A 25,415-nucleotide genomic window follows, 5' to 3' on the forward strand; every position below is an offset into this window, starting at 1 on the left:
CAGCCGCAAGCGGAAATCAAGTAGGGTGGAACCGCGGGAGTCAGCTCTCGTCCCTACGTCTGGCAGCAGGCGTAGAGACGGGAGCTTTTTGTGTCCCCGGATCCGCCTTACTAAATGATAAAGGAGCGAAATGGTCATGAATTTTCAAGGCATGATATTGACACTGCAGCAGTTCTGGGCAGAGCAAAACTGTATTCTCGTACAGCCGTACGATGTAGAGAAGGGCGCGGGCACGATGAACCCGATGACCTTCCTCCGCACGATTGGCCCGGAGCCATGGAACGTGGCTTATGTGGAGCCGTCGCGCCGTCCTGCTGACGGCCGTTACGGCGAGAACCCGAACCGGTTATACCAGCATCATCAATTCCAGGTTATTTTGAAGCCGTCCCCGGATAACATCCAGGAGCTTTACTTGGAAAGCTTGAAGCGCCTTGGCATCGATCCGAAGCATCATGATATCCGCTTTGTTGAAGATAACTGGGAATCGCCTACGCTTGGTGCTTGGGGACTTGGATGGGAAGTATGGCTGAACGGCATGGAGATTACGCAGTTCACTTACTTCCAGCAGGTCGGCGGTATCGACGCTAACCCGGTTGCGGTGGAAATTACGTATGGTATGGAGCGTCTGGCTTCGTACATTCAGGAAAAAGAGAACGTGTTTGATCTGGAATGGGTAGACGGCGTAACTTACGGCGACGTTTTCCTGCAGCCGGAATTCGAGCACTCGAAATATACGTTTGAGACATCGGATTCCGCGATGTTGTTCCAATTGTTCAACATGTACGAGGAAGAAGCGAAGAAAACGATGGAGCATAAGCTGGTGTTCCCGGCTTACGACTACGTTCTGAAATGCTCCCATACGTTTAACTTGCTGGACGCACGGGGGGCGATCAGCGTAACGGAGCGTACGGGCTACATTATGCGCGTCCGCAACCTCGCGCGTGCCTGCGCAGCGACTTATCTGGAGGAGCGGGAACGTCTCGGCTTCCCTCTGTTGAAGAAAGGAGTGGAGAACAATGGCTAAGGATTTATTGCTGGAGCTTGGACTTGAGGAAGTACCGGCGCGATTCGTGCGCGGTGCCATGAACCAATTGAAGGAGAAGGCGGTCAAATGGTTTGACGACTCGCGTATTCCTTACGAAGCGGTAGAAGTATTCGCTACGCCGCGCCGTCTTGCGTTGTACGTTAAAGGCGTGGTCGAGAAGCAAGAGGACGTAAACGAGCAGGTTAAAGGTCCTTCCCGCAAAATCGCCTTGGATGACCAAGGCAACTGGAGCAAAGCGGCGCTTGGCTTCGCTCGCAGCCAAGGCGTTGAGCCGGATCAATTCTTTTTCCAAGAGCTTGCCGGAGTTGAGTATGTCTATGCAAACAAAAGCAGCGTAGGCACGGATACGGCATCCGTATTGCCCGAAGGACTGACGAACCTCATTACGTCGATGTCCTTCCCGAAAAACATGCGTTGGGGCAGCTATGAGCTGAAGTTCGTCCGCCCAATTAAATGGATCATTGCATTGTTCGGTCAAGATATTATTCCTATCGAGATTACGAATGTGAAGAGCGGCAACGTATCCCGCGGTCATCGCTTCCTTGGCGAAGAGACGGTTGTAGCTTCTCCCGCGGAATACAAAGAGCGTCTGCGCGAGCAGCACGTGATCGTTGACGTTGAAGAACGCGAGCAGATTATCGTGGCTCAAATCCAAGAGCTCGCCAAGGAAAAAAGCTGGGAGATCGCCATTAAAGAAGATTTGCTCGAAGAGGTCTTATTCCTGGTCGAGTATCCGAACGTATTATATGGGACGTTTGATCCTGCATTCCTCCGTATCCCGCAGGAGGTTCTCATTACGTCGATGCGCGAGCATCAGCGCTACTTCCCGGTATTAAATGCGGAAGGCCAGCTCCAGCCGTACTTCGTAACCGTGCGCAACGGTGACCGGACTTCGATCGACAATGTGGCGAAAGGCAACGAGAAAGTGCTTCGCGCGCGTCTGTCCGACGCGAAATTCTTCTACGAGGAAGATCAGAAGCTTGCTATTAACGATGCGCTTGCGAAGCTGGAGAATATCGTTTACCACGAAGAGCTGGGTTCGGTGGCGGACAAAGTAAGAAGAATTCGCGCAACGGCGGATCTGCTTGCAGCGAAGCTTGGTGTGGAAGCCGATACGGCTGCGGCAGCAAGCCGTGCAGCGGATATTTGCAAATTCGACCTTGTTACCCAGATGGTATACGAATTCCCTGAGCTGCAAGGCATTATGGGTGAGGATTACGCCCGCAAAGCCGGTGAAAGCGCAGCGGTAGCAAAAGCAATCAACGAGCATTACCAGCCTCGCTTTGCAGGCGACCGTGCTCCGGCATCCGTTGTAGGCGCGATTGTCAGCCTTGCTGACAAAATGGATACCATCGCGGGGTGCTTCTCCATCGGCATTATCCCGACAGGCTCTCAGGATCCTTATGCCCTGCGCCGTCAGGCATCGGGTATCGTTCAGATCATTCTGGCTCAAGGACTTGACCTGAAGCTGACGGATCTGTTTGACGCCGCTCTGGAAGTGCATGCAGCACGCGGGATGAAACGCTCAAGCGACGAGATTCGTAAAGACCTGAACGACTTCTTTGCGCTTCGCGTGAAGAATGTTTTGTCGGAGCAAGCTAACCGGTATGACGTCGTTGATGCCGTAATGGCAACCGGATTCAATGATCTGCGTATTACCGTTGAACGCGCCGCGCTTATTAACGAACTGTCTTCCGGCAGCGAACGCAGTGAATTCAAGCTGACTATTGATGCCTTTAACCGGGTATGCAATTTGGCTTCCAAAGCGGAATCGCGTTCGGTAGATCCGGCTCTGTTTGAAGAAGCGGCGGAAGGTGCTCTGTACGAGCAATGGCAAAAAGCCCACCCGGCAGTCGCAAGCGCAATTGCCGAGGGAGATATTGCTTCCGCACTCGCTAATTTGTCATCGCTTAAACAAGCTATTAACGCTTATTTCGATTCGGTTATGGTTATGGCTAAAGATGACGCTGTACGCAGCAACCGTCTTGCCTCGCTTGCGCTGATTGCGGATGACATTACAGCAATAGCCGACTTCTCGAAGCTGGTCTGGTAATTACTCTTCATTCGTCATTGCATCATTGTCGTCAATCCATAGAAGGAAGGGATGATGATTATGGCAGGCTCAGCCGAAGTAATTATCTATGTTGTATCTGATGCTGCAGGGGATACGGGAGAGCTTGTGGTCCGTGCCGCGGTCGCGCAATTTCATCCCGTTCAGACGGACATCCGCCGCGCACCGTTTGTGATGGATGTCCCGACCCTGGAAAGGTTTGTTCTGCAAGCCAAGCTGTCCGGCGCTATCGTGCTGTATACGCTTGTTATTCCGCATCTGCGGGAGGCGATGAAGAACCTGGCCAAGGAGCATGAAGTCGAAGCGATTGATCTTCTTGGCTCGCTGATTGAAAGTCTGGAGCGGCAGACGGGCCGTCATTCCCGTCAAGAGCCTGGTCTTAACCATGTGCTTGACGCGGATTATTTCCGCAAGGTGGATGCTGTCGAGTTTGCCGTGCGCTATGATGATGCCAAAGACCCTTCAGGGGTACTAAAAGCCGATATCGTCCTGATCGGCGTATCGCGGACGTCGAAGACTCCGCTGTCCATGTATCTGGCGCATCAGAAATACAAGGTAGCCAACATCCCGCTCGTCCCGGAAATCAAGGCACCGAAGGAGCTGTTCAATGTCCCGGTTGAACGGATCATCGGCCTTACGATTGGCGTTCCGTATTTGAACATCATCCGCAAGGAACGGCTGAAGGCGCTGGGGCTGCCAGACAATGCGTCGTACGCGGCGGAGGACCGGATCTTTAAGGAGCTTGAATACGCGGAAGGCATAATGAAACAAATCGGCTGCGTCGTGATCGATGTGTCGCATCGAGCGGTAGAAGAAACGGCAAGTCTGATTATGGAGCATTTTCGCGGCGTGTAAGCCAAAATGCAGGATTTTTTTGAAGACTTGCCGTATATAATAGTACGGTAATTGAAATATACAAAAAAATGAGCGGTGATGCGTGATTGGAGCATAAACAACCGACGATCGTCGTTGACGGCGACGCTTGTCCCGTTAAGACCGAAATTGCTTTGGCCGCGCGCAGCTTCCGTGTTCCGGTAGTCATGGTATCCTCCTATGACCATCGGCTTGAGCCTCAAGAAGGTGTTTCGGTTGTGCAAGTCGACCGGAGCAGCCAATCGGTCGATTTGTATATCGTAAATCATATATCCAAAGGCGATATCGTGATTACGCAGGATTTTGGTCTAGCATGCATTGCGATCGGGAAGGGAGCGGTCGTCTTGTCTACACGCGGCGAAGAGTATTCGGACGAGAACATCGATTATTTGATGGAACGGCGTCACGAAGCGGCGAAACGAAGGCGTGCGGGCGGCAAGACGAAGGGCCCAAAAGCAATGAACAGCGACGATCGGGAGCGTTTTCAACAAAAGTTGACAAAAGTTTTATCAAACTTGCAGGAGAAACATGACATATAGCGAATATTATTTACGTGTCATTAGGATGAAGGTGATGGACCATGACCTACGGTAAAATACCGGATGACGTTATTGAGGCGGTACGCCGTCATCATGACATCGTAGATACGGTGAGCAAATACGTTCATCTCTCGAAGAACGGCAAGTACATGAAAGGGCTTTGTCCCTTCCATTCCGAGAAGACGCCATCCTTTACCGTCACACCGGAACTGCAGATTTTTCATTGTTACGGCTGCGGCAAGACAGGCAATGTCATAAGGTTCGTGGAAGAGATTGAAAGCTATACCTTTCCGGAAGCGGTCCGAGTGCTTGCCGAACAAGCAGGCATCCCTGTAACCTGGGCGAACCCGGACGGCGCTAAGCCAACAGCCGCCGATACGGATCGGAGCTCGATTCTGGAAGCGCATGAGCTGACTGCGAAGCTGTACAACTATTTACTGAACAACACGCAGCATGGCCGGGCAGCCAAGGATTATTTACGGGACCGCGGGCTTGGCGACAAGCTGATCAATCATTTTATGATCGGCTACGCACCGGAACAGTGGGATACGCTAAGCCGGTTTTTATCGGCAAGAAATTTCGATCCCTCCTTAATGGAGAAAGGCGGGCTGCTATCTGCGAAGTCAGACGGAAGTGGATATGTAGACCGGTTTCGGGGACGAATTATGTTTCCGATATGGGATCGGGACGGCAAGGTAACCGCGTTTGCGGGGCGAATAATCGGCGAAGGCCAGCCGAAATATTTGAACTCTCCGGAAACCATGATTTTTACCAAAAGCCGTATGTTATACAATCTGCATCATGCGCGACCTGCCATCCGCAAGAGCAAGCAAGTCGTCTTATTCGAAGGGTATATGGATGTTATTAAATCTTGGAGCGCGGGCGTGAAGAATGGGATCGCCACGATGGGAACGGCTTTGACGGAGGAGCATTGCACGATACTTGCCCGCCAGGCCGAAGAAATTGTGGTCTGTTACGATGGTGACGACGCTGGACAAGCAGCCGCCATGAAATCCATTCCTATGCTAGAAGGAGCAGGGCTTAGAGTGATGGTATCCATGCTTCCGAAAGGAAAAGATCCGGATGAATATATAACCGAGTACGGTCCGGATACTTATCTGCGAGAAGTGATTGATCAGCCTGTCACAACTACAAAATTTAAGCTTATATATTCAAGAAAAAACCATATACTGCTAAAAGAAGAAGGTCGGAAAAATTACTTGCTTGAAGCCGCTGGAATTGTGGCAGAGCTTGATTCCGCTATCGAACGCGAGGTTTATCTGCAGGAGCTTTCACGCGAATTTAATTTCCCATTAGAGGTATTGAAGCAGGATTGTCATATTAAGCATCAAGAATTGCAAAAAAAGAAACCCGGAAGGGATAATAACGACAATTCGTGGAATAATGGTAGGAATGAAAATCGCCGAAGATCGGGGCCTCCTGCGCTGCTGCCTGCTTATACCTATGTAGAGCGGCGGCTGCTTCATGTGATGATGCGCGACAGAGATGTAGCGCTGACCGTACATGAGAAGCTGGGGGACGCGTTCAATATTGAGGATCACGCAGCGCTTGCTGCTTATTTATACGCATTTTATGCGCAGGGCTATGATCCGGATGCCGGGCGGTTTATTGCCTCACTCCAAGACGAACGTCTGGAGAGAACGGCTGCAGCCATTCTGATGATGGACGGAGATTTTCCTTTTGACGATGCAATTTTGGAAGCCGATATTCAGGACATTATCAAGGTTCCTAGGTTCCGGGAAGTCGACCGAAAAAAAGAGGAAATGATGCAGGCGGAACGCGCCGGAGATCATCTGCTCGCTGCGCAAATGTTAAGTGAGATTATAACCCTAGAGAGACAGCTAAAAGGAACGACTTGACTATCGGTTCTAGGGAGGAGGGAGTCGGAATATGGCGAATGATCAGCATACTGAACTAGATGCCGAACAAAAATTGGATTTAGTGAAGGAACAATTGATTGAACAGGGGAAGAAAAGAGCCTCCTTAACTTATAAAGAGATTATGGAGAAATTATCGCCGTTTGATCAAGATCCGGAGCAAATCGACGAGTTTTTCGAACAGCTTGATGATTTAGGAATTGAGGTATTAAACGAAAGAGATGAGGATCGCGATCCGCTTAACCGCGGCGAGGATTCTGATCGTGAGCAGGATGATTTCAACTTCGACGATGACCTGGCCTTACCTCCAGGGATCAAGATTAATGACCCTGTACGGATGTACTTAAAGGAAATTGGTCGTGTTCCGCTCCTGTCGGCGGATGATGAAATCGAACTCGCAAGACGGATTGAGAACGGGGATGAGGAAGCAAAGCGGAGACTTGCTGAAGCGAACCTTCGTCTCGTTGTCAGTATCGCAAAACGCTACGTCGGCCGTGGCATGCTGTTCCTTGATTTGATTCAAGAAGGCAACATGGGCTTGATTAAAGCGGTTGAGAAGTTTGATCATCAAAAAGGCTTTAAATTCAGTACGTATGCAACATGGTGGATTCGCCAAGCGATTACCCGCGCAATTGCGGACCAAGCGCGTACCATTCGGATTCCGGTTCATATGGTCGAAACGATCAACAAGCTGATTCGGGTATCGAGACAGCTCCTTCAAGAGCTTGGACGCGAACCGACCCCGGAAGAAATTGCGGCTGAGATGGAACTTAGCACGGATAAAGTCAGAGAAATCATGAAGATTGCACAAGAGCCTGTATCGCTCGAAACACCGATTGGTGAAGAAGACGATTCGCATCTGGGCGACTTCATTGAAGATCAGGAAGCATTGGCACCAGCTGATGCAGCGGCTTACGAGCTGCTCAAGGAACAGCTTGAGGATGTTCTTGATACGCTGACCGAACGTGAAGAGAATGTTCTCCGCCTGCGCTTTGGACTCGACGATGGCCGTACTCGCACCCTCGAAGAGGTTGGTAAAGTATTCGGCGTAACCCGTGAACGGATTCGTCAGATCGAAGCAAAAGCATTGCGGAAGCTTCGTCACCCTAGCCGCAGCAAACGGCTTAAAGATTTCCTAGAATAAGATAGCCTTAACCGATAACGACCTTTCTGCTCTTGCAGCAAGGTCTTTTTTTCCGATTGACCTAATCGTCATTCTACCCGAGAGGACAACATAAGGCATATGAATGAAGAGCGACGTCAGATAATCGTCAGGGAGATTGAGCACTGGAGCAGAAGCAAGCTGCTGCCGGATCAATATTGTGATTTTCTGCTTAACTTGTACATGGATCATAGTAAGGAAACCAAACGTGAATCCAGTCATTCGATAGCCAAAGCCGTAATGGCCGTTCAGCATGCTTCCGGCAAGCATTGGCTCCTTACATTTGGATTTTTTACCTTTATTTCCTTTGTTGTGCTTTATTTTAACGTTTTTCACCCGCTATTGCAAATTGGGGTTTCGGTTGTTGGCGTCATTGGTCTGCTATGGTTTGGCGCCCGTTTGAGGCGTCGACACGAGGCAGCGGGACTAGCTGTTACCGGGGCAGGCATGCTGCTTATGCTTGGCTCCGGCTTATACATATTAGACCAGCACGATATGACGGATTGGGGCTGGAAGGCAGGCATGCTTGGATTATGTGCGTTATTCTGGGTCATATACGGAATTGCGGCTCGGATCCAGCTGCTGCATCTATGCGGGTGGCTTGCGGGAATAATGGTATACGCGTGGATGCTGGCCAAATTTACGAGCGTGCCGGAGTGGTATGAATCGCAGCTTTATTGGATGCCGCTCTCTATATTGTTCGGCTGGGGAAGCTGGTTTGTTCATCGTTGGTCCAAGCCTGCGGCAATGGTCTTATTCGCAGCTTGTGCGATATTGTGGTTTATGCCGGAGTTATATGAAATGATTGTATGGAAAGAACCGGTCATGCTGCAGCTGCAGCTTCAATTGCTGCTCAAAATTGCTGCCGGCGGCGGACTGTTGTTCTTTATGCGAAAACAATGGATGGTGTGGGTTGCTTAATGTTGAAACTTTCGAATCGCCTGCAGACAATTGCAGACTTTGTATCACCGGGCTCGCGCGTAGCGGATATTGGCTCCGATCACGCGCTGCTTCCGGTTTATTTGATTCAATCGGGACGCATACCGTCCGCTATTGCAGGGGAGTTAAATCCCGGTCCGTTCGAGGCGGCGCGCAAACAGACAGCGGATGCGGGTCTCACCAGCAAGCTTCAGGTCCGCCGGGGTGACGGCTTGTCTGTCCTGCAGCCTGGGGAAGCCGATACGGTAACGATTGCCGGAATGGGCGGAAGTCTGATGAGCAGTATCCTGGAAGAGGGCTTTACGGCAGGGAAGCTGGATGGGGTGAAGGAGCTTGTTCTTCAGCCCAATGTCGGCGAAGAGTTTGTGCGCAGCTGGCTGCTGAAGCATGGATGGTTCCTCGCGGAAGAAGCCATTCTGGAAGAGGACGATAAAATATATGAAGTGCTGCATGCCTTCAAATATGATGAGGCAGAAGCGAAGAAACGCAATGCCGAAGTATACGACTCGTCCTTCCTGTCACTGCCTGCCTATCAGGATAAGGGGCCGGCCATTCTGGAGAAAATGGGGCCTCATTTGCTTCGTTCTCCGCAAGAAGTCTTTTTCAAGAAGTGGCGGTTAGAGCTTGAGAAGCTTGGCAGGATTGTTACTCAGATGTCGCAATCTGACCTCGAGCAGGCTGAGCATAAGAAACAGCAATTCCGCAAGGAAATGAATGTGATTGAGGAGGTGCTTCAATGTTTGCAAACGGGCAGACCGTCATCCAAATAATGGAGCAGCTAGCGCCAAAGCATTATGCAGTCGAGAACGATAAGATCGGACTGCAGCTTGGCACTTTAAATAAGGAAATCCGGAAAATCATCGTAGCGTTGGATGTGACGGATGAAGTTGTGGATGAAGCGATTGCGGCTGGCGCCGAGCTCATTATTGCGCATCATGCCATCATCTATCGTCCTCTGTCCAAGCTGGATACTTCAACACCTGCTGGAAAATTGTATGAGAAATTGATCAAGAACGATATTGCGGTCTATATATCGCATACGAATCTGGATGTTGCTGACGGCGGCATTAATGATTGGATGGCCGATCTGGTTGGAATCAAGACTGACGGAAGGCAATGCCTGGAGGAAGTTCATACCGATAAACTGTACAAGCTTGTTGTCTTTGTACCGGAGGAACATCACGAGAAGGTGCTTCAGGCGATGTTTCAGGCAGGCGCCGGCCATATCGGCGATTACAGCCATTGCAGCTTTAACATTGAGGGAACGGGTACTTTCTTGCCAGGGGAAGGAACGAATCCTTTTATCGGCAAGCCCGGGCAATTGGAAAAAGCGAAAGAGGTCCGTATCGAAACGATTGTTCCGCATAGCGTTCACCGTAAAGTAGTGCAGGCTATGCTTAAGGCGCATCCCTATGAAGAGGTTGCGTATGACCTGTATTCGGTTGACCTGAAAGGACGTTCCTTTGGACTTGGCCGGAGCGGGAAGCTGGAGACACCGATTACGCTTGGCGAGTTGGCGGAGAAGGTAAAGGTAGTGTTCGAGGTGCCTTATGTACGTCTCGTTGGTGATCCGAACCGGGTGATTAAGAAAGCTGCCGTATTAGGCGGATCCGGCGGACGTTACGCAAGACATGCCCAATTTGCCGGCGCTGATGTTCTGATCACAGGGGATGTAGACTATCATACGGCTCATGATGCGCTTGCCGATGGTTTGTCGATCATTGATCCCGGCCATAATGTGGAGAAGATCATGAAGCAGCGCGTGGCGGATTGGCTGAATCAGCAGCTGTCGGAACGGAAGTATGAGACAAAAGCTGTTCATTCCTCCATTAATACGGAGCCTTTCCTGTTCGTGTAGCATTTGGATCGATAAAACAGGTTGAGGTTTTGTAAAATACCCTGTATACTTATTCGTGCATCGGAAAGTTTGACAGACAATCGCTGGCGGCCTTGTTGCCGCGAGAGGAAAGTCCGGGCTCCACAGGGCAGGGTGCTGGATAACGTCCAGTCAGCGCGAGCTGAAGGATAGTGCCACAGAAATGGACCGCCGATGGCCGGCTAACGCCGTGCACAGGCAAGGGTGGAACCGTGGTGTAAGAGACCACGAGGAGTATGGGTGACTATATTCCTGGTAAACCCCACTTGGAGCAAGACCGAGAGAACGTAGCAGCCTAGAGCTGCAGCCTTAGCCCGAGGCTCGTTCGGGTTGGTTGCTTGAGCTGTTCAGCAATGAATGGCCTAGATAGATGATTGTCGCTTCGTCGTGGGAGGGTCGTTCCCGCTATTACCACTTGGAAGTACAGAACCCGGCTTACGGCAAACTTTCCGCAACGGACAACAAATTACGCCTCCTGGCATTCGCCGGGAGGCTTTTTTGTTGGTTGTTGCGGGTTGGTTGGCTATTGGGTCGTCATGGACGGAGGATCACATTCCAGCCGCTGTTGTCGTGCCGACAAAGGCGTCTGGAATGTGATCCTCCTTTCCTCTCCTCCTAACTCGCCAACTTCTTTCCTGCACAACAACAAATAAGCATCCTTGGCTTCTGCCAAGGATGCTTATTTGATGTTCCTCTAAACGAGAGGAACCTCGCGCGTGCTATGACGCTCGGTACAACATCTAAGTACAAGATATTGAAGCATCTCATTCCAGCCGCTGCTATCATGCCGACAAAGGCGATTGGAACGAGTCTTCTTTATGGTAAGTTAGAAATTCAAAAGAAAAAGCATCCTCCGGCCATTGCCAGAGGATGCTTGCATATTGTTTAACCTGCGTTGTACTTCCGGCTGATAGCTTCCAGACGGCGCTCGGTTTGGCCTGGGAAGTTCTGAAGGGCGCTAGTGTAGTTGGATGCTGCCTTCAAAGCTTTGTCGACATCGATAAGGCCATAGCCGAAATAATTGTCTTTGCCTTTGTTGCCAAGATCAATGGCGGACTTCCGCATGATCTCCATAACTTCCTCATTGTTGAGGTCGGGATTAATCGAGCGGATCAAGCCGGCCAACGCCGCGACATGAGGACTGGCCATTGAAGTGCCTGACAAGGCCGCATATTGGCCGCCAGGGTAAGTGCTCGCGATACTGTCGCCAGGCGCCGCCACGTCAATATAATCCCCATAGTTCGAGAATGAAGCTTTGTTATTGCTTGAATCTGTTGCCGCAACAGCGAATACTTCCGGATAAGCGGCAGGGTAGCCCGGGCGGTCCGTATTATCATTCCCGCTCGCTGCAACCAACACCACATCATGTTCGTATGCATACTTAATAGCATCGTGAAGGAATTCCGCCTGCGCGTAGTTGCCAAGGCTCATATTAATCACTTTGGCGCCATGATCTGTCGCCCAGATGATCCCTTGGGCAACCGAATAGGTGGAACCTGCACCGCTGCTATCGAGCACTTTCACCGGCAATAGCTTGTTGTACCAGGAGATGCCTGCTACACCTTCGCCATTATTTACGGAAGCTCCGATAATGCCGGCGACATGGGTACCATGACCAACATCATCGTTAGGAGCGGCATTGGAATCCACGATATTCGTGCCATCCATCAGCTTGCCCTTAAGATCCGGATGATCCGCTTGCACGCCCGTATCCAGAATAGCTACGATCACTTTGTCGTTGCCTTTCGATAAGCCCCAGCCTTTCTCGGTTTCAATCGAAGGCAGGTTCCATTGGTACTGGGAATAAAGGGCATCGTTAGGCTTGATGATGTCAGCATCATCATCTGCCTTATCGTTCGTCAGATACAGATAATGCGGTTCAACGTATTCGGTTTTCCAGGACTTCTGGAAATAATGGACCATTTTATCGGCATCCATGTCCTTGGAACGGAAGACGTAAGTGTCGCCGATTCGTTGAATGTTCTGGGCATTGATTTTTTGCTTGATTTGTTCTAATTGGTTGGCTGTCAGTTTATCCTGAAAATGTACAACCACATCTTTGACGTGATAATGGCTGGCATTACCGTTGTCTTCACCATCATGCACGGTTGTTTCGCGATTGGAATTCGGTTCAACCGATTCAATCCGGTAATTGCCTTCCGCCGGGTAAGGTACAAGCCGCAGATTCCGCTTCTGATGCCGCTCGACCTGCATGACAATATCCTGATTGATGACGCCAACAACACCAATTCCGTTCTTTTTGCCGCTCGGAACGCCAAGCACCACGTACCGGCTGCCGGTTTCGCTCATGAACGGCCTGGATTGATAAGACTGGCCGGCCTTCACCTTTGCTTTGGCATCGGCAACGTAGCGTGCGGCTGTCTTATCCGGTAGAGCGCCGCGATCCACGCTCCGGTTCCCATTAATCCAGCTGATGTAGGCCATATGTTTATGCATACCCATCATATGGGCAACCTTATCGCTTTGAGCCTTAAAGGTACCGGCTTTCGCTCCATTGTTCATGAGCTTATGGAATTCTTTGCTGCATTCGGTTGTACAGAGAAGGGAAGTGGCATCCATATCTTTATTTAAGGTTTTCACTTTAAGTGTTTTTTCCTGTTCAGCCGAGAAGTTCCTGACATTGGAATCAGGCGCCTTTCGGTCATTGAAGATATAACGTGTGCCCGGTACGACAATGGCTACCAGTGCTATAATGGCACAAAGACCAATCCATTTTTTTGCATTCATTGTTCCTCAAGTCCCTCCATTGCTATGCGAGCGTAATTGTCAGACTAATGGATAGGTTGCACATCGTTAGGCTGAAAATATGCGCAGAACAATGTCGGAAACGCCAGTACCAATGCTATGTAATTTGTGGTATCATATTGTCGGTGCCTTAGTTTTTTTTGTTGTAGTAGAAGAAAGGGGAACTACCTTATGCCATCGACCAATGCGAAGTCGCTTAGTGAAACATCGCGTACAAAGTTAAAAGATGCAATTAATCAATTGGAATCGTTTCTTAACCAGTATTCGCTGAACCAATTAATCGGCGAAGAAACTGGAGATGAAGCACAAACGTTTTACAGAGGCCTTTTGTCTGATTTGAGACATTTGTTGGTCTTCTCTGAAGTCTCGGTTGAGAAATTGGGAGTACTTCTCAGACGGCCAAATTTCGATAACGATTTTGCTGAACGCGCCTTGTACGATGTATATCATCAGTGCGTGAACGCCTTCTTCTATCCGAAGAATGAATGTTATTCGGAAGACGGCCGTTATGCTTACACCGGACAAGACGCTATCCGCTTCCGCTTTAAGCCTGTCCGCGAAGCACGTGACATCGTCCTCAGCGTATCCAAGATCTATGAAGAGCTGCGCGATGAGCTGGCTTATTATGAGAATGACTACATGACCCAGCGCCGCATGCAGGGGCAAAAATAGGACGGAATGAATCACTTTCGATCAGGGAAACTTGATATCGGAGGTGATTTTTTTATGCCGAAAGGCGTAACCTGCAGCGTATCAAACTGTACCTTCTGGAAAGAGGGCAACAACTGCAATGCTGATGCCATTACTGTTGATATTGATCAGCATGGGAACTTTAGCGAAGAGTTTGCCAATGACGAACTTGGACTTTACCATGAAGATCAAGCGACGGAATCGTCCGCTACCTGCTGCCACACTTTTAAACCGAAGGAGTGACGGGGAATGGATCAAAGAGGCTTAAATGTCACGGATCGTCATAAAAACGATTACCCAGAATACGAAGTATCGGCTCCAAACGCCATGCCGGATCTGAATGGCGGTAAAGTGGAGGAATGGGCGAATGAGAATAAAGTTGGCAACGTCCACGAAGAAATGGCGGCGGATTTCGCTGTAGGCAGTCCTGTCTCTTATGTGCCTAGGGAACAGAAGATTGAAGAAGCCGCAGATGCGGTTGAAGCCGGAGGTACCGCACTAGGCTGGGTAGCGCTTGTGTTCGCCGCTGCATCCTGGTTCTTATGGCCGGTTGTTCTGGGCATCACCTCAGCCGTACTAGGCTTTATTGCTTATCGTCAGGGAGCAAGAGCGCTTGGCGGATGGGCAATGGCAGTTGGTCTTATCGCGGTATTGCTTTCATTAGTTATCGTACCTTTTTATTATGCGGTCACCTGAAGTCAAAGCCTTGGCGGCAATCTGCTGCCTAGGCTTTTTTTGTTACATATGGAGACTTACAAAAGGAATGTCAATAACTTTGGATTGCCGCTCTGCCCGATTTTACCTATAATTTATAGATGTATGGGAGGGGAACAACCGATGATTATTGATATTCTGCAGGCGAGCTGGGAACGTGGGGACAAGCAGGTCCTTCACGAGATCAATTGGCAGGTTCAGCCTAATGAGCACTGGTGCTTGCTTGGCTTGAACGGATCCGGGAAAACGACGCTTCTTAATATGATTAATGGCTATATCTGGCCAACTAGCGGACAAATTTCGGTTCTGGGGAAAAAATTCGGCGAATACGATCTGCGGGAGCTTCGCAAAAGCATCGGCTGGGTCAGCACTTCGCTTCAACAGAAGCTGTATGGAAGCGAGACGGCGATTAATATCGTGTTAAGCGGCAAGTTTGCGACCATTGGTCTTTATGACCATACCGATGAAGAGGACCGTGAGCAAGCACTGGAATTGCTTGTCAGTCTGGGCTGTGCTTATCTGGCCAACCGTACTTACGATACGATGTCCCAAGGCGAGCGGCAGCGCGTTTTGATCGCCAGAGCGCTCATGGCTAAGCCAAAGCTGCTCATACTGGACGAGCCTTGTACAGGACTTGACATTTTCGCAAGGGAACAATTGCTATCGATGATTCATAAGGTTGCAGCGGATGGACCTACTATCATATATGTCACGCATCACGTGGAAGAAATTTTGCCATGCTTCAGCCACACTCTTCTTATCAAACAAGGCGAGGTGTTTGCTGCAGGAGAAACCAATGAAGTATTAACCTCGGACCGTATGAGCCGATTCTTCGATGTTCCGGTTGAGATTGAGCGCCGCGAGGGACGGAATTGGCTGTTCGTCAAGGATTCGGAGTCGCTATGGATCTCGAACTAATCCAGCCGCAGCTTCAGCCGGAACCGGAATCGCGAGGTAAAAGGCTTCTTGGATGGATTCGTTACCGATTGGCAAGCCGGCTTGAGTACGATGGACCGCTCTCGCGTGCCGGTGCTGCCGGCTTGCTGCTGTTTGGTTCAGCCGCAATTACGACTGCGGCTTTAGGGATGCCAACCGGATTCGGAACGGCTGTCGACATTGGCGCATTTGTGCTGGCTAACGCGCTGGCGCTCTTGCTCGCATCTCAGCTTGTTGCGGTTCTATTGTCGCTGATGCTTGTTCCTGTTCCGCGTTTATTTGCCGGCTTTCTGCTTTATGTCGGGTTTGAGTGCTATTATATTCTGTACTATTCCGATTTCGAAATCTTGAATTCCGTAATTTGCGCTACGATATTTACAGTCATAGGGGCGATAGCCGGCGTTCTGACGGGCTGGTTCAGCCGAAGCCGCATACGCATTCTGTCAGGCATTATTCTTGCCGCAATGGCGGTATCCGGTACTTCCGTTTGGCTCATGGAGCCGTTTGGCGGAGGAGAAGCGGCAGCCGCTTTCGCGGATGCGGAGGATGCAGGAGCCGCAGCTATAATCGATGCAGATAATCCAGGTAAGCCTGGCGAGTACAGCTACAATTTCTTCACCTATGGCAGCGGTACAGATAAACAGCGCAGCGGTTATGGGGAGGATGCTGAGCTTATCTCCAAAACGGTGGATGCATCCGACTATATAAAGCACTGGTATTGGATGAAAGAGAAGTTCTGGGGGTTTGATGAAGTCAGCCTTCCGGTAAACGGGCGGGTATGGATGCCCGAAGGCGACGGACCTTTCCCGTTGGTATTAATGGTGCATGGCAATCACTTGATGGAGGACTTTTCGGATGCCGGTTATGATTATTTGGGCAAGCTGCTGGCAAGCCGCGGATATATTGCGATCTCCGTGGATGAGAATTTCTTGAACTACTCCACATGGTCCGGCATTCCGGATAATGATTTCAAGGTTCGAGCATGGCTGCTGCTCAAGCATATTCAGCAGATTCAAGCTTTCAGCCAAACGCCGGACACGGCCTTCTATAACCGGGTGGATTTCTCTAATGTCGCGTTAATTGGGCATTCCAGAGGCGGACAGGCGGTTGCGATGGCAGCGGACCGTGATGCTTGGTTTGCCGGCGACCGTATGCTTGACAGCTTGAACAATGATCAGGTTAAGATTCAAACGGTCATCGCCCTTGCTCCTACAGACAAGTCCATCGATAACAAGACAGCAAAGCTGAAGGATGTCAATTATTTGGTTTTGCAGGGAGCTCGGGATGGAGATGTGAATGATTTTTACGGGGACCGGCAGTATATCCGGACGAGCCTCACGCCCGATTCCGGTTATAGGAAGGCATCCGTCTACTTGTCCGAGGCGAACCACAGCCGGTTTAACACCGAATGGGGAACGATGGATGAACGCCCTCCGGGAGGACTGTTCCTAAGTCAACGCGGGATGATGTCAGCTGCGGATCAGCGGCAAGCTGCTGAAGTATACGTCTCGGCCTTCCTTGAAACGACGCTGCATCGCCAAACGGACTATATTCCGCTGCTGCAGGATTACCGCGCCGGACTTGACTGGCTGCCTGGTTCTACGGCTTATGTAACGCGGTATGAGGATTCGTCCTTTGATACGATTGCCCGCTATGACGAGGACCGTAACAAGACGACGCTGCCGCAAGGCGGGAAGCTTGAAGCGGACAATCTGAAGTCGTGGGAAGAGATGGATGTGAAAGACCGCGACAATAATAACAAAGGAACCGTTGGCGTGCAGATTGAATGGAAGGATGAAAGCTCGTATTCGTTGAATTTGGGACAACCGTTCTCCCTGGCAGCAGAGGCAGATGCGAATCGGATGTTAGCCTTTTCTCTTGCGAATTTATCGTCGAAGCTTGATCCCGGCCATCAAGAGACATCGCCGCAAATCCAAATCGAATTAACGACAACAGACGGAGACCATCTGGTGCTTCCCCTGGATCAATATATGTCGGTTCAGAAGCCTTACCGGACGACATATACCATTATCCCGTGGCTTGAAAAAACGATAAAAAGCGGGAAATACAAGCATGACACGGAGCCGGTATTCCAGACCTTCCGGGTGCCGCTTCATGATTTTGCCCAGGCGGTCAGCAAGAAGGAGTTAGCCATCAGCCAGATTACTTTCCGCTTTATTGGCGGACCGGGGAAAATTATGCTGGATGATATCGGATTATCCAATTGAATGCAACAAAAAGGGCACCCTTGCCGGGACAATGTCATTAAGTTAAGGCGCACGAACAAAAATCATGAACAAGAGCTGGTTATCGAAAAGATAGCCTGCTCTTTTTTTGTGTGCAAATAAGAAAATAGAACTTGACGAGCAGTTGAATTTGTGACGCGAAGCCCCTTGGAAAAACGAGGAGGTTTTCACCCATGAATGCGTACGCGAATTCACTAAAACAAAAGCTGCCATCTCTCATACGAGAAATGGCAGCGGAACCAGCACCTTATGTCAAAAACCATGAAAAAGATTTTACCCGAAAGAAAAAGCTCCCCTTTGAAGCGGTTATGCAGCTCCTGATCTCTATGGGTGGCAACAGCTTATACAAGGAACTCCTTGAGTCGCAGGGCTATGACGCAAACACCGCAACCACATCTGCTTTTGTCCAACAAAGGAATAAGATTCTGCCGTCTGCTGTGGAAGTTCTTGTTTCATAAATTTACGCAATCGCATACGGACATCAAGCTCTACCGAGGGTATCGGTTACTTGCCATTGACGGTTCGGATTTGCATTTCGCCACTGACCCTGCCGATACAGACACTTATTTTCAAAGTCAACCGGATGCAAGAGGCTACAAGCTTCTGCATTTGAACGCAGTCTACGACCCTTGCAACAGACTTTACGTGGATGCCATTGTTCAGCCACGGAGGGAAGTTCATCTGGTACTCACTAAAAAACAAAAATAACTGCTCCTTCAAATCCAAAAAATCAAAGGTAGATGTGGAAGGAACGAACTTGTGAATTTCCGGATGAGCCTTGATCGATTTAGTTGCGAATCTTTCCAGCGACGATTTTCCGCCTGATGAACTCGCACGTCGTCATTTCCCAAAAAGCTGAACAGCACCAATACCAAGTCAACTTCACGGTTGCCGTTCACGTTTGTGGACATTTCCTGCGCTCCAGAGATGATGAACCCCCGCCTGATGTTGAAGCACTGATTCGAAGAAACGTTTTGCCGATTCGACCCCTTCGACCAGGTCAGCAGAATACGCGCAAAACTCGTTATAAATCAGCCGTTAGCTTCGTCTACAGAGTAGCATAATTCGGTTCTGAAGAACATTTTTTAAGCGGATCGTCTATCCGCGTGTTTGCTGTACCCATTTTTCTTGCTTGTGTAAAAACACAAACGGCATAGGATTTTTTCCCATGCCGTTTCGGATTCATTTTCTATTCACGATCTTGTCTCTGAGTTTACTTAATGACATTGCCCTTGCCGGGAGCCCTTTTGTTGTATCTATTAGGCTTCTTCTTTAAACGTAAACCGTCTTGCGGCGTACAGGAACGGTGTGGAGCAGATGGAGACGATAAACTTGATGACATACGTCGAGAGGAACACGGAAAGCCATACGCTACCTTCCAGTGTGCCGGCGAAAGCAATGGTGCAGAATATAAGCGTATCAACAAACTGGCTTACAACCGTACTGCCGTTATTGCGGATCCACAGCTGTCCCGGTGCAGGGAATATCCGTTTGAGAATCGAGTAAATCCGCACGTCCAGGAACTGGCTGACGAAGTAGGCGCACAAGCTGCCAAGCGCGATTTGAGGCATTAATCCGAAGATCATATGCAAGGCATCATTCGTATCATGAGCAAGCTCCGAGCCGTCCGGACGGAAGACAAGCGCCATCTGCATGATAACGGTTGAAGCGATGAGGGTAAAGAAACCGAACCAGACCGCTTTTCTGGCTGCGCGTTCCCCGTACTTCTCATTCAGCAGATCGGATGCGAGATAGATGGTGCCATACATCGTATTGCCTAGCGTAATGACGATGTCAAAGGGCATTTCGACGGTTTTGACAACTTGTACATTGGCCAGAACGGTTGCCATGCCGATCCAGGCGTAAACCCCTACCCGGCCAAACAGCCGGTAGGAGATCAAAAATAACGTAAAATGGACGAGCATAAATAGCGCGCCAAACCACAAATTAAACATATTGCCTCCTGTTAGTCTCCTGCCGGAGCATGCGATTCGCGAACTTGCGGCGCGCGAGCGCAAGGTGTATGATAGATTTTCTGCCTTTGACATTATAATCGCTCGCAATCCGGCGATCAATACGATTTTATGTTCTTTTCTTTTCATTTGACAGGCAGATTTTGCTACAATGGGAAAACGACCTTCTTAAAGGAGAGGATAAATCATGCAGGACGAACAGCACATAGAGGAGCAGAAGCGGGTAGACCGCGTCATGCGGCTTATTCGTGAACAGCTGGGCAAGCTGCTGCAAACCTCAAGCGGTATGAGGGAAGATATCGTGGATATTCGGAAAAACTTCTGGGACGATGTCACGCTGAATTTCGAGGATGCGGCGGAGTCCGCGGAGTCTGCGGCAAGCTTGAAGCAGCAGGCGGAAGTTCTTGCCGAGCGAGAGCATAGCCACCGCCATGCCGTGCAGCAGGTAAAGCTGCTGAGAAAGCTGGAGCAAACCCCTTACTTCGGGCGCGTTGATTTTATAGAAGAGGGCAGCTCCGAGGTGGAACAGATTTACCTTGGAATCGGCTCCATGCTCGATGAGAGCGGTTCAAACTATTTGATCTATGACTGGAGGGCCCCTGTCTCAAGTCTTTATTATGATTACTCACCGGGACCAGCCAGCTATGTCACGCCAACAGGCTCCATAACCGGAGATATGATATTGAAACGCCAATATGTCATTCGCCGGGGCCAGATCATCGGTATGTTCGACACGGGGGTTACCATCGGCGACGAGCTGCTGCAGGAGGTGCTGGGCAAGCAGTCGGATGCGCAAATGAAGAGTATTGTCGCAACGATCCAGCGGGAGCAGAACCAGATTATCCGCAATGAGCGGGCTAGACTGCTCATTGTGCAAGGTGCGGCGGGCAGCGGCAAAACATCCGCAGCGCTGCAGCGCGTGGCTTACCTGTTATACCGTTACCGTGGTTCGCTGCAAGCCGATCAAATCGTCTTGTTCTCGCCGAATCCAATGTTCAACAGCTATGTCGCAACCGTTCTTCCCGAGCTTGGCGAGCAGAATATGCAGCAGACAACCTACCAGCAATATCTGGAGCATCGCATCGGGCAATCGTTTGCGCTGGAGGATCCGTTCGCACAGATGGAATATGCGCTTGGCGGCATGGATGATCCCGACTATGAGACGCGCATCGCGTCGATTCGACATAAATCGGGCGCTTCCTTCATGAATGTCATTGAACGTTATGCAGAAACGCTTGGCGAAGCGGGTTTATTGTTTAAAGCCATTAAGTTCAGAGGCCGCAAGCTTATTTCGGCGGAAGCCATTTCCCAGCAGTTCTACAGCCTGGATAAAAGCAATACGATTCCGAATCGGCTTAAGATGACCGCGGAGTGGATGCTTAAAGAGCTGACGCGTTTAAGCAAGCAGGAGCGCAAGAAAGCGTGGGTGGAAGAGGAGATGGAGCTGCTTGACAAAGAAGCCTACATCCACGCCTTTAATGAATTGAGTCGCAAGGAACGATATACTTCGGACTCCTTTGATGATTTCGACCGCGAGAAGGATATCCTGTCCGCCATGATTGTGCAGGAGCGGTTCAAACGTTTGCGGAGCCGGGTGAAGAAATTAAGATTTGTCGACACGCAGACCTTATACCTCCGCTTATACGAGAAGGAAGAGGCTCCATGGATTGTCGAAGACCGCCGTGCGGAGTGGGAAGCCATCCGCAGGCTGACGGTGGAACAGCTTAACCGCGGAGTGCTTACTTATGAAGACGCTACGCCGTACTTATATATGAAGGATTTAATTGAGGGTTTCCAGACTAATACTTCGGTTAAGTATTTGTTTATTGATGAGGCGCAGGATTATTCGCCGTTCCAGTTCTATTATATGAAGCGAATTTTTCCGATGGCGAAGATGACAGCCTTGGGCGACCTGAACCAGTCGATATTTGCGCATGCCGCATTGGGGAACGGATTTGACCCGCTTGGGGAGCTGTACACGAAGGATGAGACCGAGACGATTGTCCTGACTCGCAGCTACCGTTCGACAAAGCAAATTGTCGAATTTACTAGCGAGATGATTGAGGGCGGAAGTCGAATCGTGCCGTTTAATCGCAATGGCGATGAACCGACTTTAACGGCTGCCGCAGGGGAAGAAGAGCTGCGTATTATGATCGCGGGGCGTATTCGCCGGCTTCAAGAGGAAGGAGCTCAGTCCATTGCGGTCATCTGCAAGACGGCAGAAGAAAGCCGTACGGCCTTTGAGGCGTTGGCGCCGGAATGTCCGGGGATGCGGCTGATCCAGAAGGAGACGGTAACCTTTGAGAACGGCACCGTCGTTGTTCCTTCCTATCTGGCTAAAGGCGTGGAGTTTGATGCGGTGATCCTGTACAACGCTTCTAGCGGCGTATACGGGAAAGAAAGCGAACGCAAGCTGTTCTATACCGCATGCACGCGTGCCATGCACGAGCTGCATTTGTACTACACCGGAGAGCCTACACCATTCTTATCCCATGCTCTGGTCAAAAAATAAGTCAGCGATTACCGGCCGTTGCGTACTTCCTGCCAGATATCGCTGACCGCGACCTGAAGCTCGGCAGCAATGAGCTCAGCCGTTAAGCGGCTGGGCTTTTTTATGTGTCCATTACGAAGCTTTGAAATCGTTTGCAGTGAGATGTTGGTGGCGGTTGCCATCTGATTGGCGCTGATATCCCGTTTGGCCATCCACATTTTTAACCGTTTAGCAGAATCATGAACTTGGTTTATTGCCGTATACGGCTCTTCCAAGGCGTATTCGCTCTTATCCTCGAAAATAATAAGGGCATAACTCGCATCATCATGATCGTCCACCGTCAGCGTCCTGAATTCCACGTGCACGGCAATCTCCTGCTGCTTGGCGTTAGTCAGAACGGTCATCTGCGTGAAATGCTGGCCGCAGTCACAAGGCAAATGACTGTTGATCAGCAGGTCAAGCGAAGAAGACTTGAGCTGTTCTTGCTTATATCCGGAAAGCCTGCAGAAGGCTTCATTGGTTTCGTGTATGGTCGTTGCATCTCTTGCGACTCTAACTAGCACCATCGGTTGGTCCAGTATTTGAAAGATATGATAGAACGCTGGCAATAAACGTTTCCTCCCTTAATTCCAAGCACGCCAATGTATAAAATCGAGTATAATCCTTAAGCCTGTCACTATACAATAGTTTTACTGTATTTAACAAAATCGTCAAGAATAAATGAAATCCAGTTTAATAAATTAAACTTGCTGGCATGAAACGGTTCTATCATGCGGAAGATGCCATATCTCCCGAGAAATGATAGTTTGTTCAGCCGATAGAGGGCTTTATCAAAACCTTTCATCTCAGGTAATATAAGAAAACGCAGGTTTGAAGCTTCGAGGGGGATCTAGACATCATGAAGACATGCGAGATCGATAATTGCTCCAAACCGGTAAAGGCAAGAGACCTGTGCTCTATGCATCATCAGCGCCTGATGAGACATGGCGATCCAAACACCGTCATGCCTCGCAGAACCAAGACATTGGTCGCTTGCAGCTGGATCAACTGTACAAGTCATGCCGTATCGAAGGGACTTTGTGTTAAGCATTATTACATCAATCGCGTCTTGAAGCGAAATGACCAAGTTGATGTCAGATAATGTAACATCCATTTTCTGAAAATGGGGTGTTTATTTTCATGAAAATATGTATAATGAAGGTAACTCCCTATTCACCAGAGAATAACTCCTTTACGTTATGGTACCATTCCAACCAAATGGAGGCGATTGTCGGAAATGATTCAAACGGCACCGTATGGCCTTCTGATGAGCGATCTGTATTTGTTCAACAAGGGCTGCTCTCACCACAGTTACCGGTTCATGGGCGCACACGTTATGGACTGGGATGGTGAATTTGGCGTCAGGTTTGCAGTATGGGCTCCGAATGCCAGGGAGGTTCGGCTTGTTGGCCAGCATAACGACTGGGATGGCTCCGGTTCGTTGATGGAGCGCGTTAGTTCGACCGGCGTCTGGGTCGTCTTTATACCCGGACTTGGCGAAGGCGCTGTCTACAAGTACGAGATTATTACCTCAACGGGCGAACGGCTGCTTAAAGCAGATCCTTACGCTTTCCTCGCCGAAAGACGTCCTCAAACCGCCTCCGTTGTGTCTGATTTGAACGGGTTCCCTTGGCGGGATAAGAAATGGATGGGCTCACGGCACAAAAAGCCGGGATACTCCAATCCGCTCATGATGTACGAAGTTCATGCCGGCTCCTGGAAGCTTAAGGGGAAGGAGATTTTTCTCACCTACGATGAGCTTGCCGAGCAGCTGGTACCCTATGTCGCCGAGATGGGATATACCCATATCGAGCTGCTGCCGCTGAACGAACATCCTTTTGACCAATCCTGGGGCTATCAAATTACCGGCTATTACGCACCGTCCAGCCGATACGGCAGACCAAAGCAGCTTATGCATTTTGTTGATCGCTGCCACGCGCATGGAATCGGCGTTATCCTGGATTGGGTCCCCGGACATTTTTGCAAGGACGATCATGGACTGAGACGCTTTGACGGAACCCCGATCTATGAGGGAAATGACGAGCGGATCGCCGAAAAACCTTTATGGGGAACACTGGCCTTTGACTTCAAGCGAAATGAAGTTGTCAGTTTCCTAATCTCCAATGCCATCTACTGGATGGAAATGTTCCATTTCGACGGGCTTCGGATCGATGCCGTCGCCAGCATGATTAACCTCCACATGGATAAGCCGCCGGAACTCTTCACCTGGAACGAGTATGGCGGCACTGACAATCTAGACGCTCTCCGCTTTATGAAACGGCTTAACGAAACCGTATTTCACTACTACCCAGACGCACTTATGATCGCAGAAGATTCTTCCTCTTGGCCTGCAGTCACCTCACCTACATACTTAGGCGGGCTGGGCTTTAATTTTAAATGGAATATGGGCTGGATGAACGATGTATTACGCTATATGTCGAAGGATCCTGCCGACCGCTCACACCACCACCACTTACTAACTTTCTCACTTTTGTATGCCTTTTCTGAAAATTTTGTTTTACCTTTCTCGCATGACGAGGTCGTACACGGCAAGCGTTCCCTGCTGAACAAGATGCCGGGCACCTATGAGGAGAAATTCGCTCAATTACGGCTGCTTTATGGTTATTGGATTGCGCACCCCGGCAAGAAGCTGCTCTTCATGGGCGGGGAATGGGGGCAGTTCGACGAATGGAAAGACCGCGACCCTCTTGATTGGATGCTGCTAGATTATGAGCTTCACGGCAAGATGAAGCATTACGTAAAAGCTTTGAATCATGTCTATACCAAAGAACCCTCGCTGTGGGAAAGAGATCAGGACGCAACCGCATTCCAATGGATTGATGTGAATAATGCTGAACAATCGATCATATCTTTCATTCGTTATGGCAAGCATGGCTTTACCGTTACGGTCGCCAACTTCTCCAAAAACGGTTATACCCATTATCGATTAGGCGTGCCGCAGCCGGGCTGTTATCGCATGATCCTAAGCAGCAATGAGGGACAGTTCGGAGGTACCGATTCACGGTCTAAAAGGAAACATATCAGCGAGAAAGTGGGCTGGCACGGCTATAACCAAAGCATTTCCATCTATCTCCCCCCTCTATCCTTCCAGTTATTCAGCTTTGTGGGCGGGGACACACATTAAGAAGGGGTTGGT

General features: G+C 49.8%; 21 protein-coding genes and 1 other RNA gene. 19 read left to right on the plus strand and 3 right to left on the minus strand.

What is annotated here, in order from left to right; genetic code table 11:
• Positions 1-136 precede the first annotated feature (136 nt).
• The 10 genes from glyQ (at position 137) to rnpB (ending at position 10,856) form a co-directional block, all read left to right on the plus strand.
• A complete protein-coding gene (glyQ, locus tag M3194_RS07905) occupies positions 137-1,024 on the plus strand; it encodes a glycine--tRNA ligase subunit alpha (protein WP_251652876.1) in 888 nt (295 codons plus the stop codon).
• A complete protein-coding gene (gene glyS / locus M3194_RS07910; protein ID WP_251652877.1) occupies positions 1,017-3,098 on the plus strand; it encodes a glycine--tRNA ligase subunit beta in 2,082 nt (693 codons plus the stop codon). Before glyQ ends, glyS begins: the two co-directional genes overlap by 8 nt.
• Positions 3,099-3,158: 60 nt before the next feature.
• Positions 3,159-3,971: a pyruvate, water dikinase regulatory protein gene (locus M3194_RS07915; protein WP_251653203.1), complete on the plus strand. Its 813-nt coding sequence runs from the start codon at positions 3,159-3,161 to the stop codon at positions 3,969-3,971.
• A gap of 86 nt (positions 3,972-4,057) precedes the next feature.
• Positions 4,058-4,528 carry a YaiI/YqxD family protein gene (locus M3194_RS07920; RefSeq protein WP_251652878.1) on the plus strand — a complete coding sequence of 157 codons (471 nt, stop codon included), beginning with the start codon at positions 4,058-4,060 and terminating at the stop codon, positions 4,526-4,528.
• 41 nt (positions 4,529-4,569) lie between these two features.
• Positions 4,570-6,408, plus strand: a complete 1,839-nt coding sequence (gene dnaG, locus M3194_RS07925) for a DNA primase (RefSeq protein WP_251652879.1) — start codon at positions 4,570-4,572, stop codon at positions 6,406-6,408.
• 31 nt (positions 6,409-6,439) lie between these two features.
• The gene (rpoD, locus tag M3194_RS07930; RefSeq protein WP_127496383.1) at positions 6,440-7,570 is read left to right on the plus strand and encodes an RNA polymerase sigma factor RpoD; all 1,131 of its coding nucleotides are present in this window, start codon (positions 6,440-6,442) and stop codon (positions 7,568-7,570) included.
• A gap of 99 nt (positions 7,571-7,669) precedes the next feature.
• Positions 7,670-8,509, plus strand: coding sequence for a hypothetical protein (locus M3194_RS07935; protein WP_251652880.1), 840 nt, complete (start codon positions 7,670-7,672; stop codon positions 8,507-8,509).
• Positions 8,509-9,297 (plus strand): tRNA (adenine(22)-N(1))-methyltransferase, encoded by a 789-nt coding sequence (locus M3194_RS07940; protein ID WP_251652881.1) that lies wholly within the window; start codon positions 8,509-8,511, stop codon positions 9,295-9,297. Before M3194_RS07935 ends, M3194_RS07940 begins: the two co-directional genes overlap by 1 nt.
• Entirely contained in the window at positions 9,264-10,385 is a 1,122-nt protein-coding gene (locus M3194_RS07945) for a Nif3-like dinuclear metal center hexameric protein (protein ID WP_251652882.1), read from the plus strand. Before M3194_RS07940 ends, M3194_RS07945 begins: the two co-directional genes overlap by 34 nt.
• A gap of 64 nt (positions 10,386-10,449) precedes the next feature.
• An RNA gene (gene rnpB / locus M3194_RS07950) (RNase P RNA component class A) lies at positions 10,450-10,856 on the plus strand.
• Positions 10,857-11,288: 432 nt separating this feature from the next.
• Here rnpB and M3194_RS07955 read toward each other — a convergent pair.
• Complete coding sequence (locus M3194_RS07955; protein ID WP_251652883.1) at positions 11,289-13,151, minus strand: S8 family peptidase; 1,863 nt, start codon at positions 13,149-13,151, stop codon at positions 11,289-11,291.
• Between the two features lie 189 nt (positions 13,152-13,340).
• Between M3194_RS07955 and M3194_RS07960 the strand changes: the two genes are divergently transcribed.
• The 6 genes from M3194_RS07960 to M3194_RS07985 all read left to right on the plus strand — a co-directional run bounded on the left by M3194_RS07960 (position 13,341) and on the right by M3194_RS07985 (position 18,213).
• Entirely contained in the window at positions 13,341-13,841 is a 501-nt protein-coding gene (locus M3194_RS07960) for a YpuI family protein (protein WP_251652884.1), read from the plus strand.
• Between the two features lie 54 nt (positions 13,842-13,895).
• Positions 13,896-14,102, plus strand: a complete 207-nt coding sequence (locus M3194_RS07965) for a DUF1540 domain-containing protein (protein WP_251652885.1) — start codon at positions 13,896-13,898, stop codon at positions 14,100-14,102.
• Between the two features lie 6 nt (positions 14,103-14,108).
• Positions 14,109-14,555, plus strand: a complete 447-nt coding sequence (locus M3194_RS07970; RefSeq protein WP_251652886.1) for a DUF4190 domain-containing protein — start codon at positions 14,109-14,111, stop codon at positions 14,553-14,555.
• A 141-nt stretch (positions 14,556-14,696) separates the two neighbouring features.
• Positions 14,697-15,491: an ABC transporter ATP-binding protein gene (locus M3194_RS07975; protein WP_251652887.1), complete on the plus strand. Its 795-nt coding sequence runs from the start codon at positions 14,697-14,699 to the stop codon at positions 15,489-15,491.
• Entirely contained in the window at positions 15,446-17,737 is a 2,292-nt protein-coding gene (locus tag M3194_RS07980) for an alpha/beta hydrolase family protein (protein WP_251652888.1), read from the plus strand. Before M3194_RS07975 ends, M3194_RS07980 begins: the two co-directional genes overlap by 46 nt.
• Positions 17,738-17,928: 191 nt before the next feature.
• A complete protein-coding gene (locus M3194_RS07985; protein WP_251652889.1) occupies positions 17,929-18,213 on the plus strand; it encodes a hypothetical protein in 285 nt (94 codons plus the stop codon).
• A gap of 801 nt (positions 18,214-19,014) precedes the next feature.
• Here the strand turns inward: M3194_RS07985 and M3194_RS07990 are convergent.
• Positions 19,015-19,710, minus strand: coding sequence for a queuosine precursor transporter (locus M3194_RS07990; RefSeq protein WP_251652890.1), 696 nt, complete (start codon positions 19,708-19,710; stop codon positions 19,015-19,017).
• 205 nt (positions 19,711-19,915) lie between these two features.
• Here M3194_RS07990 and helD point away from each other — a divergent pair, with 205 nt between their 5' ends.
• Positions 19,916-22,240 (plus strand): RNA polymerase recycling motor HelD, encoded by a 2,325-nt coding sequence (gene helD, locus M3194_RS07995; RefSeq protein WP_251652891.1) that lies wholly within the window; start codon positions 19,916-19,918, stop codon positions 22,238-22,240.
• An 8-nt stretch (positions 22,241-22,248) separates the two neighbouring features.
• Here helD and M3194_RS08000 read toward each other — a convergent pair whose 3' ends face one another.
• Positions 22,249-22,827, minus strand: a complete 579-nt coding sequence (locus tag M3194_RS08000; RefSeq protein ID WP_251652892.1) for a helix-turn-helix domain-containing protein — start codon at positions 22,825-22,827, stop codon at positions 22,249-22,251.
• Positions 22,828-23,117: 290 nt separating this feature from the next.
• Between M3194_RS08000 and M3194_RS08005 the strand changes: the two genes are divergently transcribed.
• Both M3194_RS08005 and glgB read left to right on the plus strand, forming a co-directional pair.
• A complete protein-coding gene (locus tag M3194_RS08005; RefSeq protein ID WP_251652893.1) occupies positions 23,118-23,360 on the plus strand; it encodes a hypothetical protein in 243 nt (80 codons plus the stop codon).
• A gap of 135 nt (positions 23,361-23,495) precedes the next feature.
• Positions 23,496-25,403: a 1,4-alpha-glucan branching protein GlgB gene (gene glgB, locus M3194_RS08010; RefSeq protein ID WP_251652894.1), complete on the plus strand. Its 1,908-nt coding sequence runs from the start codon at positions 23,496-23,498 to the stop codon at positions 25,401-25,403.
• Positions 25,404-25,415 lie beyond the last annotated feature (12 nt).

The organism is Paenibacillus glycanilyticus, assembly GCF_023715145.1.
Taxonomy (GTDB): domain Bacteria; phylum Bacillota; class Bacilli; order Paenibacillales; family Paenibacillaceae; genus Pristimantibacillus; species Pristimantibacillus glycanilyticus_A.